Source organism: Rhodospirillales bacterium, from assembly GCA_028824295.1.
In the GTDB taxonomy this organism is placed as follows: domain Bacteria; phylum Pseudomonadota; class Alphaproteobacteria; order TMED109; family TMED109; genus VXPW01.
Window position 1 is genome coordinate 13,925 of record JAPPED010000019.1, and the last position, 16,184, is coordinate 30,108.

Sequence of the window (16,184 nt, forward strand, 5' to 3'; positions counted from 1 at the left end):
GCATCCATCGGAGCCTTGGGCTGCGGAACGTACAGGACCTTCAGTACACGCACAACTTGCAGGTGGCTCACGTTCCGGTCGTGCGTTCTCGCTCGGCACGGTGGAGTTCCGCGAGTTCGTGCCATGGCTGCGGCCGCCAGAAGGTCTTCGCCCGGCCCGACGTCGATGGCAGGACCCAGAGGCGCGTGCCGGCGATGGCGTGCGGCTGCAGACCGTAACCTTCCGGACCGGCGGCGAGGGTTGCGCCGAACTGCTCGCGTAGGAATACCCGCGCGGGCGTCTTGGCCGTGAACGCGAGGAAGCGCGGCCGGTACCGTTCGATTTTCTTCCGGAGCGCGCTCGACTGGTAGGCCTCGGTGGACAGGTCGGCATCGTTGCCGAACTCGTATTTGGCGAGATCGGTCAGGCCCAGGCCGTAGCCGGACACCAGCGGGTACTCGTCCGGCCGGAGCTGCCGGTCGGTGAAACCGGCCTCGTGCAGAACCGCCCAGAACCGGTTCCCGCCTTGGGCGTAATACGCCCCGACCCTGGCCGAAGTGAAGCCGACTGCCGAGCCGCAGAACACGGTGACCAAACCCGTCTGCAGAACATCGGGCAGGACGTGGGCGCGGTTCATGCGGCCGGATGCCAATGGCGCGAGCAGCTGTAAGCGGAGGGGTGGTGCCCCCGCCGCCGGAATCTGCCTCCGGGGTCGCAGGCGCTCCCGCAGGCCTGGCGCCGGAGCACCGCCTGGCCGGCGCGCGTCCGGTGCTGCGACCAGGCCAATTCCCGCTTCGCGACCGGGCGCGGCGGCGGTTGCGGGCAATGGTCCTCACACTTGACGATGCGCAGAGTCTTCGATAATTCGCGAAGTATGGAAAGCAAACGTGCATTGGAGGCGCTGAGCGCCCTGTCGCACGAGACACGGCTGTCGGTGTTTCGGCTTCTCGTCACGGCGGGTCCGGGGGGACTGACGGCTGGCGTCATCGCGGAACAGCTCACTGTGTTGCCGAATACCCTGTCGACCCACCTCGGGCTCTTGGCGCGGGCCGGGCTGGTCGTGCCTGCCCGCAACGGCCGCACGATCCGGTACTCCGCCAATTATGACGGGATGCGCGAACTCATGGCGTTCCTCGTGCGCGACTGCTGCGCCGGAAATCCGGAAATCTGCTCGTCTCTCCTTGCCGCCACCACCATGCCGGACTAGTCCGCGCCGTGGAATTCGATCGTATCCGTCAGCACGTGGCCGAAGCGGTCGGCACCGGCGTCCTCGTCGCCACCGTCGTGGGCTCCGGCATCATGGCGGAGACCCTTGCCGACGATTCGGCCATGGCTCTCCTGGGCAATACGATTGCGACCGGGGCGATCCTGGTGGTCCTGATCACCGTGCTCGGGCCGGTGTCGGGGGCACATCTCAACCCGGCCGTGACCCTGGCCTTCGCGGTGCGTCGAGACATCCGCCCGGCCAAGGCGGCGACGTTCGCGTCGGTGCAGATCATTGGCGGCGTGATCGGTACCGTCGTTGCCCACCTCATGTTCGAGCAATCACCGCTGCAGCTCGCCGAGACGGCCCGCAGCGGCCCGGCGCAGTGGTTCGCGGAAGTGGTGGCGACGTTCGGATTGGTCGCGACGATTCTGGCCGGGCTCCGGTTTCGGCCGACGGCGGTCCCCTGGCTCGTTGGTCTGTACATATCGGCGGCATACTGGTTCACCGCATCGACATCCTTTGCCAACCCGGCGGTTACCATCGCGCGCAGTCTTTCAGATACGTTCTCCGGTATCCGACCCGCCGACGTCCCGGGCTTCCTGTCCGCGCAGATGATCGGCGCGGTGCTCGCCGCGCTCAGCGTGGGGTGGTTGCTCAGGGAGGCCGCTGCCAGGGCGCGCGGCCAGCCGGACTGACCGGCACGGCGTGGCGTCGGCGTCGGGTGGCGCCGCAATCCTGGATGGGCGGGGGCGCATATGCGCGCCGGGCGATTCCTCCGGATTCGCCCTGTCCTGCCGGAACGCCCTATGTTGCGCTGCAACGCGAGCCCGAACCGCCTGAACGGAGGACCTTCTGCCGTGTCTCGATTTGTCGCCGCCTGCGTGGTGCTGTCCGTCGCAATCGTCACTGCACTGCCGGCTTCAGCCAAGCTCATCTGCGTCCGGAATGACGGCGCTGACACGCTGGGAGTCCGGTCCGGCAACGCCATGTTCTGGCTGGACGGCCAGAGCCTGCGGTGCTTTCGCACCGACGAGGAATTGGCCACGCTGCAGAACTGGGATGTGCAGCAGTGCGAGGAGCGCGACATTTCCGTCGACCTCCGGGAGCACGCCTGCCTGATCGCGATTGGTGCCGACAGCGTGTGCGTGCCGGCACTGGAAACGCGACCGCTGGCCGACGCCTGCCGGAATTGACCCGGCCGTCAGTCGGCCTGGGCTTCGATCTGCTCCATGTCTTCGTCACTCAGGCCGAAGTGATGGCCGATCTCGTGGATCAGCACGTGCCGGACGATGGTCTCGAAGCTGTCCTCGGAATCCGCCCAGTAGTCGATGAGCGCGCGTCGGTACAGGAACACCATGTCCGGACCGTCAGCCACCGAACCGGAGTCCTTGTGGCCGATCGCCACGCCCTGATACAGCCCCATCAGCTCGAACGGACTGTCGAGCTGCAGGTCGCGCAGCACGTCGTCGTCGCAGAATTCCTCGACGCGGAAGGCGATCGCTCCGACTTGCGAGCGAAAGGGTTCCGGCAACCGGGCCAGTTCAACCGTCGCGATTGCGGCGATGTCGTCGAGCGAGGGTGCCAGACCGAAAGTCCGCGGCGTCGCTCTGGTTGCAGCTTCCGTCACGGTTGGGCACCGTGTCCCTGAAGTCCGAGACCGGGCCGAGGAATTGGAGCCCAGCGCGAAGCCATGGCCATACCCCTGACGGAACCGGAGCTCGCCGGCGCACTTGATCGTCTTGCCGGCTGGGAGCGGCATCCGAACCGCTCGGCGATCCGGAAAACGTACCAGTTCGATGACTTCCGGGCCGCGTTTGCCTGGATGACCCGGATCGCGGAAGTCGCTGAGCGCATGAATCATCATCCGGAGTGGGTCAACGTGTACAACCGGGTCGAGGTGACGCTTGCCACCCATGACGCCGGCGCGGTCACCCGGCTTGATGTCGACCTGGCCATGGCCATGGAGCGGGCGTGGAGCGACCGAGGCCCGTAGACCCTACCCCGCCCGGGGCCTGGTTGGCCACGGGCTGTGCCGCTGCGCCGTTTGTCGCGACGGCCGGCGGCCTCTGGCTGCTCGAAGGGGCCTGGAGAGACTATCTCTACCTGACCGGTCTCAACTACGCCCTGGCGTCACTGGGGTTCCTCGGTGCACTGCATCTGGGGCTAGCGCTGGCGGCAACCAGGCGCGGGTTTCGCCAGCACGGGTTCTGGTGGGTGGTTCCGTTCCTGCCCGCGACCGCGGGCTTGGCGGCGCTGGCGGGGTTCGTGGACTATTTCTGGGTCATCATGCTGTTTCTGGCTGCGTTTCTTACATCCCACGCTGCCGACCTGCGCGCGGTGCGCGAAGGCGTCGCGCCGGCGTGGTATCGCACCGTCCGCAAGTGGGTGACGGCGGCGGTGCTATTCTGGGCCGGCACGTTCTTGGTCCACGCGCCGATCAGCGTCGCCGGATGAGTCCCAGTTCGGTCGTGGCGACGCGTTCACCGCGCCGCGCGATGTAGAGCGAGGCGGCGACGATGACGCCGGCGCCGGCGATGGTTGCCGGGCCGGGGAGCTGCCCGAAGAGAAGGAAGCCGTAGAACGTCGCGAAGATCAGCCGAGTGTAGTCGATCGGCATCACCGCGCTCGGCTGCACGCCCCGCAGCCCGAGCACGGTGAACATCTGCCCGAGGGTTCCGGCGCCGCCGATCGCCAGCAGCAGCAGCAGTTCGAACGGTTCCGGCCATCGCCAGACGAAGAGCGCCGGGATGAACGTCGCCAGCGTCGCGAAGCCGGCAAACCACAGCTGGATGGTGAGCGTCGCCTCGGTCTCCGTCAGCGATTTCACCGTCAGCTTGACGCTGGCAATGGTCAACGCCGACGCCAGTGACAAAGCCACCCCGGCCGCCGGCAGGTCCGTGCCGGCCGGGTTGATCATGAGCACGATGCCGCCGAACCCGATCAGGGTCGCGATCCAGCGCGGGAGGTCGACGCGATCCCCCATGATCAGGACCGCAAGCGGAATCAGGAAGAGAATGCGCGTGAAGCCCAGGGTCACCGCCTCCGCCAGCGGCAGCAGCGAGAGGGCCGTGAAGCCCATCCACATGGAGACCACCCCAAGCAGGCCCCGAAAGAGATGCATGCGCGGCCGTGCGGTCTCGATTGCCGCGGGACGTCGCAGGAAGAAGGGGATCAGGACCACGCCGCCGAAGAGGCACCGGAAGAACGCGAGTTGCAGGGGATGGAAGTCGGTGGAAAGGAACTTGACCAGCGCTGCCATCACCGGGAACGTCGCGGCGGCACAGAGAATGAAGAGCGTCGCGCGCGTGTGCGCCGACATCGGAGCCTGAAACCCGCGCATCACTGGCGCCGCCGGTGGGCACGGCTTTCCCGGTGCGCCATGTAGACAGAACTGCCGAGAATGACGGTCGCGCCGAGCCAGGTCCAGAGATCCGGGACCTCGGAATAGAGGGCATAGCCGGCCAGGGCCATCATCGGCAGGCGGACGAAATCGTACGGCAAGACGGCCGTGGCCTCAGTGACCGCGAACGCGCGCACCCAGCAGTGGTGCGCCAGCGTGCCGACTAGGCCGAGCACCGCCATCAGCCCGAGATCCGTCCCGGTGGGGGGTGTCCAATCCAGCAGCGCCGGCGTCACGGCGAACACGGACAGGAACAGCGGCACATAGAGCACCACGGAGTTCGGGTGATCAGTGCGAGCCACCACCTTGACCACGGTCGCTCCGACCGCCATCAGCATGGACGCGCAGAGGGCAGCTGCGACCGCAAACGAGAATTCCGCAAACCCGGGTCGCAGCACGATGAGCATCCCCACGAACCCAAGCGCGGTGGCGGTCCAGCGCCGTGCCCGCATGCGTTCCCCCAGAAAGACGGCGATCAGCACTGCTGCGAAGACTGGCGCCGAGAAGTTGATGGCCGTGGCCTGTGCGAGGGGAATGTTGCTGACGGCGAAGAACCAAAGGTACATCGCCGTGAACCCGAGGAGGCCGCGAACGACCTGCAGGCCCGGCCGCTTGGTCTTGAGCGAGCGGATTCCCGCGGGCCACACCAGCAGCAGCACGAAAATGAGCCCGAACAGCGAGCGGACGAACAGGAGTTCAAACAGGCCGTAGCGGGACGACAGCTCGCGGACCAGCGTGTTCATGAGGGTGAAGAAGACGTTCGCGAGGATCATCCACAGGGCGCCGCGCACAGGAGGGGGGATGGTGGCCCAGAGAATTCGGATCCTGTGCAGACTCATTGCCAAGACCGGGGAAGTTGCCGTCCTACAGGTCTTGTCGGACCGCCGGTTCGGCGATCAGCGGCGATGTTCGTTGAGTCGCGGCATCAGTTCGACAAGGTTGCAGGGGCGAAACCGATTGTCGAGTTGGTGGACGAGAATGTCGTCCCAGCCGTCGCGGCAGGCGCTCGGCGAGCCCGGCAGCGCAAACAAATAGGTGCCGTCGGCGACCCCGGCGAGTGCCCGGGACTGCATCGTGGAGGTGCCGATCTTCGAGAAACTCAGCATCCTGAAGAGCTCTCCGAAGCCGGGGATGTCTTTCTCCACGACGCGCTCGAACGCCTCCGGCGTGACGTCCCGTCCTGTGATGCCGGTGCCGCCGGTTGCAATGATTGCATCCACCGAAGGATCGGCAATCCATTGCCGCAGCTGCTCCTCGATCAGGCCGGCCTCATCCCGGACCAGCGCGCGCGCCTGCAGGATGTGACTCGTGGCCGTGATGCGTTCGGCCAGCAGGTTGCCCGAACGGTCGTCGGCCAGCGTCCGCGAGTCCGATACGGTCAGGACGGCGATCTGCACCGGCAGAAACGGTCTGGATTCGTCAAGACCCGACATAGAACACCGTGTCGTCTTTTCCGGCTTCGGAGTCCAGCGGGACGTACTGCGGCCACTTGCCGTGGCTCAGGGCCGTCCGGGCCGGTTTGTGCTGCCTGAAGCGGTCTCGATACATCCAGAGACTGGCAAGGACTCGCTTCACGAACCAGCGCGTTTCGAGCAATGGAATGCTCTCGATGAACAGCAGCGGATGGTCGGCGTCGATCCTCTCCTTCCAGGCGACCCAGTGGCGTGCCCCCGCGTTGTAGGCCACTAGGGCGCCGATCAGGTCACGCCTGATATCGGGGTGCTTCAGGGCGTCTCGGAGCACCCGCTGGCCGAGGCCCAGGTTGAAGACGGGATCGTAGAGGTAGTCGGCGCCGGGACCGCGGATCCGCTTGTCACCCGTGAGCTTCCGCCCGATTCGCGGCAGCACCTGCATGAGTCCGCGGGCCCCACGCGAGCTCTTGGCCCGGATGTGAAAGCCGGATTCCTTGTGGACAATCGCGTGCACGAGGGCTTGGTCGATCTCGGTTGCGGCGTTTCCGAGCCAGTCGGAGGCCGGGTAGAGCGCTGACAGATTGAGGGTCCCTGAACGTTCGAGGCGGCTGCCGAGCCGGAGCTGAACGCCAGGCAGGTCGAGCGCCATCGCGAAGGCGAGAAGGTCGATGTCCGCGGTTCCGCGGTTTTCTCCGGCTAGCCGCCTGAATTCGGCATCGGCCTCGAACATGCGTCCCGCCTGGACCAGCGCCACCGCGCGTTGGGCGGCAGGCGACGCAAGCATCGGCGAATCCGCGTCGACCTTGACCGCCTTCCGGTCAATCCAGCTGTTGCGGTCGGGCAGCCCCAGTTCTTCGAGCGCGAGTTGCCCGTAGAGGGTAAGGGGAAACTCGGCTGCGGTGCGCAGCATGCCCTCGGCGTCCCCGTCGTGGCCGAGGCGGGCGTAGATCCAGGCTGCCCAATAGGCACCGCTGGCGGTTTCCCACGTGCTGCCGGGCGTGACTGCGGCCTGGCCGAAGTGCTCGAGTGCGGAATAGGTCAGATCCAGCTGCAGGGCCGCCAGGCCTGCCCGCAGATGGATCCACGAGAATCCAGGTTCCACCGACGTGCTTGCAGCCGCCGCCAGCGTGAACGCTCGCCAGTAGTCGCCGTCTGCGTAGTAGCCGATGGCGATCCGGCCCTCGAGCTGCGCAACGTCTTCGGGCGAAAGGTTGCTGGGTCCGCCGTGCAGGCGCGACAGGGCACGGTCGTACTGCCCCCTGGTGACCAGACGGATGATGTCCTGGGCGAACTTCCGTTGCGATCGCGTGTCGCCGATCTTCAGGGCGTGGCTGGGCCAGTCGGGGCCGTAGCCGCCAAGGCGCTTCGTGCTGACGGGCCTTGGCGGCGAGGCATCGTCCGGGCCCTGCCGCCTTAGTGCGAGGCGGTGGATCAGGCGGGCGCCCGGATGATCCGCAAAGGACTCCAGCCACCCGGCGAGGTCGGCGAACGACGAGCGGTACTCCGTCGGATGCATCAGTTTCTGATAGCGCACGTGACCAAGCAGGATGTGGTTCCGGAGTCCGGCGATCTCGGCTTCCGCCGTGACCCAATCGCCCTGGTCCTGCAGGGCGAAGATGCGGCGATACCGTTCGGCGTCTTCTGATGTCAGGACCAGGGGCACACCTGCCCGACGGAGCTCTTCCGTCACCTGCCCGAGCGGTTTCACGGGTTTGCCCTGTTCGATCGCCGCTGCGGCATGCGCCGACCCCCCCAGCACAATCGTGCCGGCAACCACGACAGCGGTGAATCGTGAGACTGCAACCATGTGATGCGCCGCGCTCCTTAGAAGGTAAGGGTAGCGCAGCTGGTTCCAAGCGCGGGCGTGCCGCCAACTGCGCATGTGGATCGTGGCCGCGGACGCTGCCGCAAGCGCACGGCCGGCGCCGGCTTCGGGCGCGGCCGGCGGTGCCGTTGCCGCCTGCCGAAGTCTTTCTTACTCTCTTGCCGGCCGGGGTGGCCAATGGTCGGGATCATGGCTCCATGAACAAGGTGTATGCGGACGCTGCCGTCGCGCTCGATGGGCTGGTGGTGGACGGGATGACGGTGATGGCTGGCGGCTTCGGGCTCTGCGGCATTCCGGAGAACTTGATCCTTGCGCTCAAGGAAACAGGTGCGCGCGACCTCACGGTCATCAGCAACAATGCCGGCGTCGATGGTGCCGGTCTGGGCCTCCTGCTGGAGACCCGGCAGGTGCGGAAGATGATTTCCAGTTATGTGGGCGAGAACAAGATTTTCGCCCAGCAGTACCTGGACGGGATCCTGGAACTCGAATTCAATCCCCAGGGGACCCTGGCGGAACGCATTCGAGCCGGCGGTGCCGGGATTCCCGCATTTTACACGGCGACGGGAGCCGGCACGGTCGTCGCTGACGGCAAGGAGACGCGCACGTTCAATAGCCGGGCGTACGTCATGGAAACGGGACTGGTGTCGGACCTTGCCATTGTCAAGGCGTGGAAAGGTGATACCAAGGGCAACTTGATCTACCGCAAAACCGCCCGGAACTTCAATCCGGTGATGGCCACCGCCGGCAAGGTTACGGTTGCCGAGGTCGAGCACCTCGTTGAGCCGGACGAGCTCGACGGCGACCAGATCCATACTCCCGGGATCTATGTCGACCGGATCCTGCAGGGATCCCAGTACAGTCGGGTGGTCGAGCACCGGACCACCCGGCCCAGGCCTTGAGCGCGCAAACGGAGGCGACCATGCCTTGGAATCGAACTGAAATCTGTGCCCGTGCCGCGCAGGAACTCCAGGACGGGTTCTACGTGAATCTTGGGATCGGCATGCCCACCGAGGTGGCGAATTTCGTTCCGGAGGGCATCGACATCACGCTCCAGAGCGAGAATGGGCTGCTGGGCATGGGGCCGTTTCCGTACGAGGAAGAAGTCGATGCCGACCTGATCAATGCCGGCAAACAGACGGTGTCGGAGCTTCCCGACTCCAGCTATTTCTCAAGCGCCGAGAGCTTCGCCATGATTCGGGGCGGGCATGTGGACCTTTCCATCCTCGGTGCCATGCAGGTGGCGGCTAACGGTGACCTCGCCAACTGGACCATTCCCGGGAAGATGGTGAAGGGAATGGGCGGGGCGATGGATCTGGTCGCCGGCGTGCGCCGGGTCATCGTCGTGATGGAACATGTCGCCCGCGACGGCAGCCCGAAACTTCTCGAGGCCTGCACCCTGCCGCTGACCGGACAGGCGTGCGTCGATCTCGTGATCACAGATCTCGGCGTCTTCGTGCCGAAGGACGGCGTGGTTCAGGTCGTGGAACTGGCGCCGGGCGTGCAGTTCAGCGAGGTCGAGGCGAAGACCGGCGCGCCGCTGGCCGAGGCCCGCCGCGCGGCCTGAACGACTGGCGCGCCCTGCAGGACTCGAACCTGCGACCTGCGGTTTAGAAGACCGCTGCTCTATCCGCCTGAGCTAAGGGCGCTGAACGGGACACTACCCGTTGCGTCTGCGGCATGCACCGCGCGCCGGCTGGCTGAACAGCTACGCCGCAGGGTGCGCCCCTGCCGAAGACGTTGCGTCGGGTGGACAAATCAGCCCACCCGGGTGCACTGGGGCGTGCCACGATGCTGTCACCCGGATGCGAGATTCGTGAGCTAGGCGGCGAAGACGCCTGTTTCGCCCTCGGGCAACGGCACCTCGAATGCGTTCAGGATAAACGAGACCAGCGTGTAGTAGCCGACGAGCGTGACGAGTTCGACCAGTCCGCCTTCGCCAACCAGCTCGCGGGCGATCTGGTACGTCTTGTCGTCCACCTTGCCGGTCTTCAGAAGCGCCTTCGCCACGTCGTACGCCGCCTGCTCGACGGGGTCGGGGAGGGAAGGGGTCTCGCCGTTTCGGATCGCGGTGAGGGTTTCTTCAGGGACGCCCTCCTGCCGCGCAATCTCGGCGTGGGCCCACCATTCGAACTCGGCCTTCCAGGTGGCCCCCACTACGAGAATCGCGATTTCTCGGGCGCCGCCGGGCAGCTCGCCTCGAAACCGAAGCTGCGCACCGAGCGGCAGCACGCTGTCGCCCAGATCCGGCCGGTGGGCCCAGGCGTTGAACGGCCCGGCGAGGCCGCCGCGCGCATCGATGAAGGTGTTCGGGGTGTGCCTCCGCGCCCGCTCACCTCCGGTGACGGCGTCAAAAATGGCGCGCTGCGCCTCGGTGGCCTCGCGAAGGGTGATGGCGGGGAGTCGGCTCATGCTTGGTGCTCCGGTTCCGGTGAGTGATGCAGGTCGATGGTTGTCTCGAATCCGGTCTGCCCCCGCAGCGGGTGCGAGTGCCGGGCGTTGGAGCGGCGGATGGCCGGTACATCCGTTCGCGCGGGGTCCGCGCAACGCAGCTCACGTCGGGCGATGGGGACGGAAGTTGTCGGCGTAGCTTTGCTGCCCCGGCCGCTGATTGGCGGGATCGGCGATCTCGTACTGCAGTCCGTGAGTCTCCGCGAAACGCACGGCCGACACCCGGTCCGGGAAGGACAGGAAGACCTGTTCGGCCGTGTCGTTGGAGGCGGTCCAACCCATCAGTGATTCCACGCTCTGGGGCACCTGCGCGAGAAACTGGAGGCGCCAGCGACGGGTCTTGCGCAGGCCCGACTGCATGGCCGTGCGCGCAGGACGGTAGATTCGGACATCCGCCATACACGACTCCCAGTGGTCGGGGCGGCGTGATTCGAACACGCGACCCCCTGCTCCCAAAGCAGGTGCGCTACCAGGCTGCGCTACGCCCCGTGCCGTGCAGGCTACCCGATGTTCGCGTCATACGCTGCCGTCGTAGGCTACCCGAACGCCGGAAAGGATGTGCCGTGTGGTCGGCGTGTAGTAGTTGCGAAAGGCCGCACGCCGGACTTCGGGTTCACTGAGACGGCTGCCGCCCTTGAGCACGTAATGTCGTCCGTCGAACCAGGGCAGCGAGTACTCGCGATACGGAAACGGACGGAACCCGGGATAGGGATGGAAGCGGTTGGCGCACCATTCCCAGACCCGACCGGTATCGCGAAGCAAGCCCGCGGTCCTGGCCATTTCCCACTCGTGCTCATGGGGCAGGCGTCCACCTCGAAACCGGGCGTAGGCGCCGGCCTCGTGGCGACTCACGCCGGACACGAAGTCGTCAGGCTCGGCGGCAGCGGCATGTCGCCAGGCATCAGGTACCTCGACGCCGGCCTGTCTCCGCCAGCGCCAGCCGTCCGGCGTCCACCAGCGGGGGTCCTGGTAGCCGCCGGCAACGACGAACTCGTCCCATGCGCGGTTGGTCACCGGTCGCCGCGAGATCCTGAACTCCTGCACGCGGACTCGCGAACGCGGGAGTTCGTTGTCGTGTGCGCGCACCGCGTCAGCGCTGCCGACGCACGCGATCCCGGCTGCAACCCGCTGGATGGACGGGTCGGCCCCGCGTGCCTCCCCGGCCGCCGGCGCCGGTGCCTTCCCACCTTCGAAGGCGCCAAACCGAAAGGCGATCGTCCGCATGGTTTCAAGGTGTTGCGCATGGTGCGAGACGAGAAAATGCAGAATGCGGTCACCCTTCCGAAGCGGGTCCGCGGCGTCCGGATCGCGGACCTGGCGCAGGAGCGCTTCGTTGCGTTGCATCGTTTCGCTGGACCACTGGAGCAGTTCCGGCCGCGGCGGCAGGCGGCGACCGCGGCCAAACTTCGGCGCGAGTTCCGGCAGACAGCGATGCGCGAGCCGGTCGCGAATTCCGTGATCGTCGAGCAGCTCCGACCGGATCCACACGCATTCAACGAACACGCAGTGTTCAAGATGCCACCCGATCGGGCTCAGGTCGGCGTGCGCCTGGGTCCGAAAGCAATCCTCGGTCTGGCTTGCCGCGACACCGACGAGTTCCCGCTGCAGGTTTCGCCACCGGGCCAGCGGATCGGCCGTCGAAGTCACAGCGGCTGATTCTCGATGCCGGCCTTCGTGAGTACGACCAGACGGCCTGCCGGCACAGGCTCCCACGACGGGTCTCGATCAAACGGTTCCGAGGCGACGAGCCGACCCTCGGCGAAGGTGCCGTGGTCTGCCGCCGTGTACAGGCTGGGACTGGGCCGACCGCCGATGGCGTACCGGGTGGCCACGATCTGATCGGGCGTCGCCGCAATCACGTTGAGCAGGGCGTCCGCGTCAGCCGGAAGAAGATGGGACAGGACCTTGAACGCCTGGCGGACCGCCCCGGGCAGGTCACGGTCGGAGATTCTCCATTGCCGACGAACCAGCGCAAACAGGAGTTCGGAATCGCTGGACCCGGTAACCGTTGCGTCGAGATCGGGAGGCAGGAGTTGGCGGACGCGCGGACGCACCGTGCAAAGGAACCGCTCGATGTAACCGTTGTGCGAGAACAGCAGGCCGTCCGCCTGAAACGGGTGCGTGTTCTCGTGGCTCACCGGCAGCGGCGGCGTTGCGCTTCGGACATTGGCGACCCAGACTCGTCGGGTCAGGGCGTTGGTCAGCGGCGCCAGGTTCGGATCCTGCCAGATGGGAAGCGTGCTTCGGTAGTGTCCGCCGCGGCGGTCGTCATTGAACCAGCCAAAGCCGTACCCGTCGGCGCACACAAGCGTCCGTTCAAACTCGCGGGCAGCATGGCTCTGAACGACCAGCGAATGCGCGGGTGCGGTGAGAAAGGCGTCTAGGCGGCACGGAGGGCCCATGTAGGCGGCGTGGCGGCACATATGGCTGCTCGAAGCGGTAAGGGGAGGCGTTCGCCGACTGTCCTGGAACGAAGTCGGCCGAATCGTGGGCAGCAAGTGCCGGTGGTCACGATGGCAGACGACTATAGGAGCCTCTGGAAAGCCCGTCTTCAGGTCCGTTCTGTGCTGCGCATCATCGCCGTCGGTCGGCGTCGCGGAAGCCTGCCCCGAACCCGGACAGTCGGTTCGGACCGGGCTTGAACCAGGGCGTGCTCCCGCGCGCGGCAGGGGTATCGGTTTGCCGCCGTATTCGCCCTTTGATTCTGGCACTAACCATTGTTTGCAGTTGGGTTTCTGGGTGGATTTGGGTGGCCGGCGCGTGTCTTCCCAGTATTTCGCATCCTTGGTCGATCTGGTAGGCTGAAACCGACAGCCGGCAGCGCGAGTCTTCCCGGCGCGCCAGACACGGGGCCTGTTAAAGGGAGCGCGCCGCATGGCCCTAGCGAAGATTGCCTTGATAGGCGGCGGCCAGATCGGCGGGACGCTCGCGCACCTCGCCAACCTGCGCAACCTTGGTGATGTTGCGCTGTTCGATATTCAGAAGGGGGTGGCCGCCGGCAAGGCGCTCGACCTTGCGCAGGCGACGCCTGTTTCCGGGAGCGATGGCTCCGTCCGCGGGGGCGGTTCCTACACGCTGCTCCGGGGCGCAGATGTGGTGATCGTGACGGCGGGAGTCCCGCGGAAACCCGGCATGAGCCGGGACGATCTCCTCGGGATCAACGCCCGCGTGATGCGGGACGTGGGGGCGGGGATCAAGACTCACTGTCCACACGCCTTTGTCATTTGCGTCACGAATCCGCTTGACGCGATGGTCTTCGAGCTGCGCCGTGCGAGCGGGCTGCCGCATCGGAAGGTGGTCGGCATGGCCGGGGTGCTGGACAGTGCCCGATTTCGCCATTTTCTTGCCGAAGAGATGAATGTCTCGGCCCGCGACGTGTCGGCGTTTGTCCTGGGTGGCCACGGCGACACCATGGTGCCGCTGGTTCGGTATTCGACGGTGGCCGGTATTCCGGTCCCTGAACTCGTGCGCATGAAGTGGACGACGCAGGAGCGTCTCGACGCGATTGTCCAGCGGACCCGCGACGGCGGCGCGGAAATCGTGAACCTGCTCAAGACCGGTTCGGCCTTCTACGCGCCGGCCCATTCCGCGCTCGACATGGCAGAGGCCTACCTCCACGATTCTCGCCGTGTGCTTCCGTGCGCGGCATGGTTGCGCGGCGAGTACGGCGTCCGCGGCATGTACGTGGGTGTGCCGGCGGTGATCGGGGCAAGGGGCGTGGAACGGGTCGTTGAAGTCGAGCTTGACGCCAAGGAACGTGCGCAGTTCGGCAAGTCTGTGGAAGCGGTCAAGGGATTGTTGGCGGCACTGCGGAAGGCGACGCGCGCGAAGTGAACGTTCACGAGTACCAGGCCAAGGAGATTCTGGCCGGATTTGGCGTGCCTGTTCTGCGTGGTCGCATTGCCTATACGGCGACCGAGGCGCGGGCCGCCGCCCAGTCGCTTGGTGGCGAGGTGTGGGTCGTCAAGGCGCAGGTGCACGCAGGCGGCCGCGGCAAGGCGGGCGGTATCAAGGTGGCGAGGTCCCTGGACGAAGTGGCGGCCGCGGCCGACGAACTGATCGGCAAGCGCCTGGTCACACCGCAGACCGGCGCGGACGGCACGGAGGTTGGCCGTGTGTACGTCGAGGAAGGAGTGTCGATCGCCGCTGAGCGATATGTGGGGATGACTCTCGACCGCAAGCGAGGCCGCTATGTCGCCATGGTGTCGACCGAGGGCGGGGTGGAGATCGAGGAGGTCGCCGCGTCGACGCCCGAGCGAATCCGGACGGTCGTTGTCGACCCTGCGGTGGGAATGCGGCCGTATCAGGCGCGCGAGCTCGCGTTCGCGCTGGACCTTGATCCCGACGCCCGCCGGTCGGCCGAGCGAACGATTCTGGCCATGTCGGAGGCCTTCGTCGCGACGGATGCCAGTCTCGTGGAGATCAATCCCCTGGCGGCAGTCGGAGAGGGCATGGTGCTGGCGCTCGACGCCAAGATGAACTTCGACGACAACGCGCTCTTTCGGCATCCGGACATCAGCGAGCTGCGTGACGAGACCGAGGAGGACCCCCGGGAGATCGAAGCGACCAACTATGGTCTGAGCTATATCAAGCTCGACGGGAACATCGGGTGCATGGTGAATGGCGCCGGCCTCGCCATGGCGACCCTCGACCTGATCACCTTCGAGGGAGGTCAGCCTGCCAATTTTCTCGATGTCGGCGGCGGCGCGACCGAGGAACGGGTGTCGCAGGCGTTCAAGATCATCCTGTCCGATCCGGACGTAGAGGCCGTGCTGGTCAATATCTTCGGCGGCATCATGCGCTGCGACACGATCGCCGAAGGTATCGTCGGGGCGGTGCGGGAGGTGAGCCTGCACGTGCCGCTGGTCGTGCGGCTCGAGGGCACCAACGTCGACATCGGCACGCGGATCCTGGCGGAGTCGGGGTTGGCGATCACCACGGCCGGTGATTTGGGAGACGCCGCCCGCAAGATCGTCGCGGCCATCGGTGATCATCGCTGATGGCGATTCTCGTGAACGGCAAGACCCGGGTCATCTGCCAGGGATTTACCGGGGCCCAGGGTACGTTCCATTCGGAACAGGCGATTGCCTATGGCACGCGGATGGTGGGCGGCGTGACGCCGGGTAAGGGGGGCACTACTCACCTCGGCCTGCCCGTGTTCGATACGGTCCGCGAGGCTGTCGCCGAGACCGGCGCCGACGCGACCGTGATCTACGTGCCACCCCCATTCGCGGCGGATGCCATCCTGGAAGCGGCGGATGCCGGGGTTCGGCTGGCCGTGTGCATTACGGAAGGGATTCCCGTCCTTGACATGGTGCGGGTGCGGCGGGTGCTGGAGGGTTCGCGTACCCGTCTGGTAGGCCCGAATTGCCCGGGCGTGATCACGCCGGGAGCGTGCAAGATCGGCATCATGCCGGGCCATATCCACCTTGCCGGGAGCGTTGGTATCGTGTCGCGGTCCGGCACCCTGACGTATGAGGCGGTGGCGCAGACGACCGCTGCGCGACTTGGGCAATCGACCTGTGTCGGCATTGGCGGCGACCCGGTTCCGGGTACCACGTTTGTCGACGTCCTCAGGGAGTTTGTCGCCGACGACGCGACCCGGTCGATCGTGCTGATCGGGGAGATTGGTGGCGTCGCGGAAGAGGAAGCCGCCGAGTTCCTGCGGGGCGCCGGGAGCGACAAGCCGGTCGTTGCGTTCATCGCTGGGCGGGCCGCACCGCCCGGCCGCCGGATGGGACACGCCGGCGCCATCATCGCCGGCGGGACGGGCGGCGCGGACGCGAAAATCGAAGCGCTTCGCGAGGCCGGGGTCACGGTCGTGGATTCGCCTGCTGAAATCGGTTCAACCATGGCGCGTGTCGCTTCCGGCTAGCGGCTCCGTGCTATCCGCGTTCGCCCGAGAGGAGGGTC

General features: G+C 66.4%; 20 protein-coding genes and 2 tRNA genes. 10 read left to right on the top strand and 12 right to left on the bottom strand.

Annotated features, from left to right (window positions below):
- Positions 1-67: 67 nt before the first annotated feature.
- Positions 68-616, bottom strand: coding sequence for a mismatch-specific DNA-glycosylase (locus OXH60_08470; GenBank protein ID MDE0712155.1), 549 nt, complete (start codon positions 614-616; stop codon positions 68-70).
- Between the two features lie 237 nt (positions 617-853).
- On the opposite strand from OXH60_08470, the gene OXH60_08475 reads away from it, so the two are divergent.
- The 3 genes from OXH60_08475 to OXH60_08485 all read left to right on the top strand — a co-directional run bounded on the left by OXH60_08475 (position 854) and on the right by OXH60_08485 (position 2,379).
- Positions 854-1,186 carry a metalloregulator ArsR/SmtB family transcription factor gene (locus tag OXH60_08475; GenBank protein ID MDE0712156.1) on the top strand — a complete coding sequence of 111 codons (333 nt, stop codon included), beginning with the start codon at positions 854-856 and terminating at the stop codon, positions 1,184-1,186.
- 8 nt (positions 1,187-1,194) lie between these two features.
- Positions 1,195-1,881 carry an aquaporin family protein gene (locus OXH60_08480; GenBank protein ID MDE0712157.1) on the top strand — a complete coding sequence of 229 codons (687 nt, stop codon included), beginning with the start codon at positions 1,195-1,197 and terminating at the stop codon, positions 1,879-1,881.
- Positions 1,882-2,043: 162 nt separating this feature from the next.
- Positions 2,044-2,379: a hypothetical protein gene (locus OXH60_08485; GenBank protein ID MDE0712158.1), complete on the top strand. Its 336-nt coding sequence runs from the start codon at positions 2,044-2,046 to the stop codon at positions 2,377-2,379.
- Positions 2,380-2,387: 8 nt separating this feature from the next.
- On the opposite strand, the gene OXH60_08490 is transcribed toward OXH60_08485, so the two are convergent.
- Complete coding sequence (locus OXH60_08490; GenBank protein ID MDE0712159.1) at positions 2,388-2,813, bottom strand: metallopeptidase family protein; 426 nt, start codon at positions 2,811-2,813, stop codon at positions 2,388-2,390.
- Positions 2,814-2,876: 63 nt separating this feature from the next.
- On the opposite strand from OXH60_08490, the gene OXH60_08495 reads away from it, so the two are divergent.
- Positions 2,877-3,179 (top strand): 4a-hydroxytetrahydrobiopterin dehydratase, encoded by a 303-nt coding sequence (locus tag OXH60_08495; GenBank protein MDE0712160.1) that lies wholly within the window; start codon positions 2,877-2,879, stop codon positions 3,177-3,179.
- Positions 3,158-3,640: a DUF3429 family protein gene (locus OXH60_08500; GenBank protein ID MDE0712161.1), complete on the top strand. Its 483-nt coding sequence runs from the start codon at positions 3,158-3,160 to the stop codon at positions 3,638-3,640. Before OXH60_08495 ends, OXH60_08500 begins: the two co-directional genes overlap by 22 nt.
- Here the strand turns inward: OXH60_08500 and OXH60_08505 are convergent.
- From OXH60_08505 to OXH60_08520, 4 genes are read right to left on the bottom strand one after another with little or no spacing between them, the layout of a single operon-like run.
- Positions 3,624-4,526: a DMT family transporter gene (locus OXH60_08505; protein MDE0712162.1), complete on the bottom strand. Its 903-nt coding sequence runs from the start codon at positions 4,524-4,526 to the stop codon at positions 3,624-3,626. The two genes, OXH60_08500 and OXH60_08505, sit on opposite strands and share 17 nt — an antisense overlap.
- On the bottom strand, positions 4,526-5,425 hold the full coding sequence (locus OXH60_08510; GenBank protein ID MDE0712163.1) for a DMT family transporter: 900 nt from the start codon (positions 5,423-5,425) through the stop codon (positions 4,526-4,528). Before OXH60_08510 ends, OXH60_08505 begins: the two co-directional genes overlap by 1 nt.
- A gap of 57 nt (positions 5,426-5,482) precedes the next feature.
- The gene (moaB, locus tag OXH60_08515) at positions 5,483-6,019 is read right to left on the bottom strand and encodes a molybdenum cofactor biosynthesis protein B (protein MDE0712164.1); all 537 of its coding nucleotides are present in this window, start codon (positions 6,017-6,019) and stop codon (positions 5,483-5,485) included.
- Positions 6,006-7,805 carry a lytic transglycosylase domain-containing protein gene (locus OXH60_08520; protein ID MDE0712165.1) on the bottom strand — a complete coding sequence of 600 codons (1,800 nt, stop codon included), beginning with the start codon at positions 7,803-7,805 and terminating at the stop codon, positions 6,006-6,008. Before OXH60_08520 ends, moaB begins: the two co-directional genes overlap by 14 nt.
- Before the next feature lie 215 nt (positions 7,806-8,020).
- Here OXH60_08520 and OXH60_08525 point away from each other — a divergent pair, with 215 nt between their 5' ends.
- Together OXH60_08525 and OXH60_08530 are read left to right on the top strand one after the other, a co-directional pair.
- The gene (locus OXH60_08525; GenBank protein ID MDE0712166.1) at positions 8,021-8,722 is read left to right on the top strand and encodes a CoA transferase subunit A; all 702 of its coding nucleotides are present in this window, start codon (positions 8,021-8,023) and stop codon (positions 8,720-8,722) included.
- A gap of 20 nt (positions 8,723-8,742) precedes the next feature.
- Entirely contained in the window at positions 8,743-9,387 is a 645-nt protein-coding gene (locus OXH60_08530) for a 3-oxoacid CoA-transferase subunit B (GenBank protein ID MDE0712167.1), read from the top strand.
- 5 nt (positions 9,388-9,392) lie between these two features.
- On the opposite strand, the gene OXH60_08535 is transcribed toward OXH60_08530, so the two are convergent.
- The 6 genes from OXH60_08535 to OXH60_08560 all read right to left on the bottom strand — a co-directional run bounded on the left by OXH60_08535 (position 9,393) and on the right by OXH60_08560 (position 12,694).
- Positions 9,393-9,469, bottom strand: a tRNA-Arg gene (locus OXH60_08535).
- A 172-nt stretch (positions 9,470-9,641) separates the two neighbouring features.
- On the bottom strand, positions 9,642-10,232 hold the full coding sequence (locus OXH60_08540) for a carboxymuconolactone decarboxylase family protein (GenBank protein MDE0712168.1): 591 nt from the start codon (positions 10,230-10,232) through the stop codon (positions 9,642-9,644).
- Positions 10,233-10,373: 141 nt separating this feature from the next.
- Positions 10,374-10,670, bottom strand: a complete 297-nt coding sequence (locus OXH60_08545) for an ETC complex I subunit (GenBank protein MDE0712169.1) — start codon at positions 10,668-10,670, stop codon at positions 10,374-10,376.
- Positions 10,671-10,683: 13 nt separating this feature from the next.
- A tRNA-Pro gene (locus OXH60_08550) sits at positions 10,684-10,760 on the bottom strand.
- Positions 10,761-10,787: 27 nt separating this feature from the next.
- Positions 10,788-11,918 carry an SUMF1/EgtB/PvdO family nonheme iron enzyme gene (locus OXH60_08555; GenBank protein MDE0712170.1) on the bottom strand — a complete coding sequence of 377 codons (1,131 nt, stop codon included), beginning with the start codon at positions 11,916-11,918 and terminating at the stop codon, positions 10,788-10,790.
- Positions 11,915-12,694 (bottom strand): class II glutamine amidotransferase, encoded by a 780-nt coding sequence (locus OXH60_08560; GenBank protein ID MDE0712171.1) that lies wholly within the window; start codon positions 12,692-12,694, stop codon positions 11,915-11,917. Before OXH60_08560 ends, OXH60_08555 begins: the two co-directional genes overlap by 4 nt.
- Before the next feature lie 451 nt (positions 12,695-13,145).
- Between OXH60_08560 and mdh the strand changes: the two genes are divergently transcribed.
- From mdh to sucD, 3 genes are read left to right on the top strand one after another with little or no spacing between them, the layout of a single operon-like run.
- The gene (mdh, locus tag OXH60_08565; protein ID MDE0712172.1) at positions 13,146-14,105 is read left to right on the top strand and encodes a malate dehydrogenase; all 960 of its coding nucleotides are present in this window, start codon (positions 13,146-13,148) and stop codon (positions 14,103-14,105) included.
- Positions 14,102-15,271, top strand: a complete 1,170-nt coding sequence (gene sucC, locus OXH60_08570) for an ADP-forming succinate--CoA ligase subunit beta (GenBank protein ID MDE0712173.1) — start codon at positions 14,102-14,104, stop codon at positions 15,269-15,271. Before mdh ends, sucC begins: the two co-directional genes overlap by 4 nt.
- Positions 15,271-16,146, top strand: a complete 876-nt coding sequence (gene sucD / locus OXH60_08575; protein ID MDE0712174.1) for a succinate--CoA ligase subunit alpha — start codon at positions 15,271-15,273, stop codon at positions 16,144-16,146. Before sucC ends, sucD begins: the two co-directional genes overlap by 1 nt.
- The last annotated feature ends 38 nt before the right edge of the window (positions 16,147-16,184 follow it).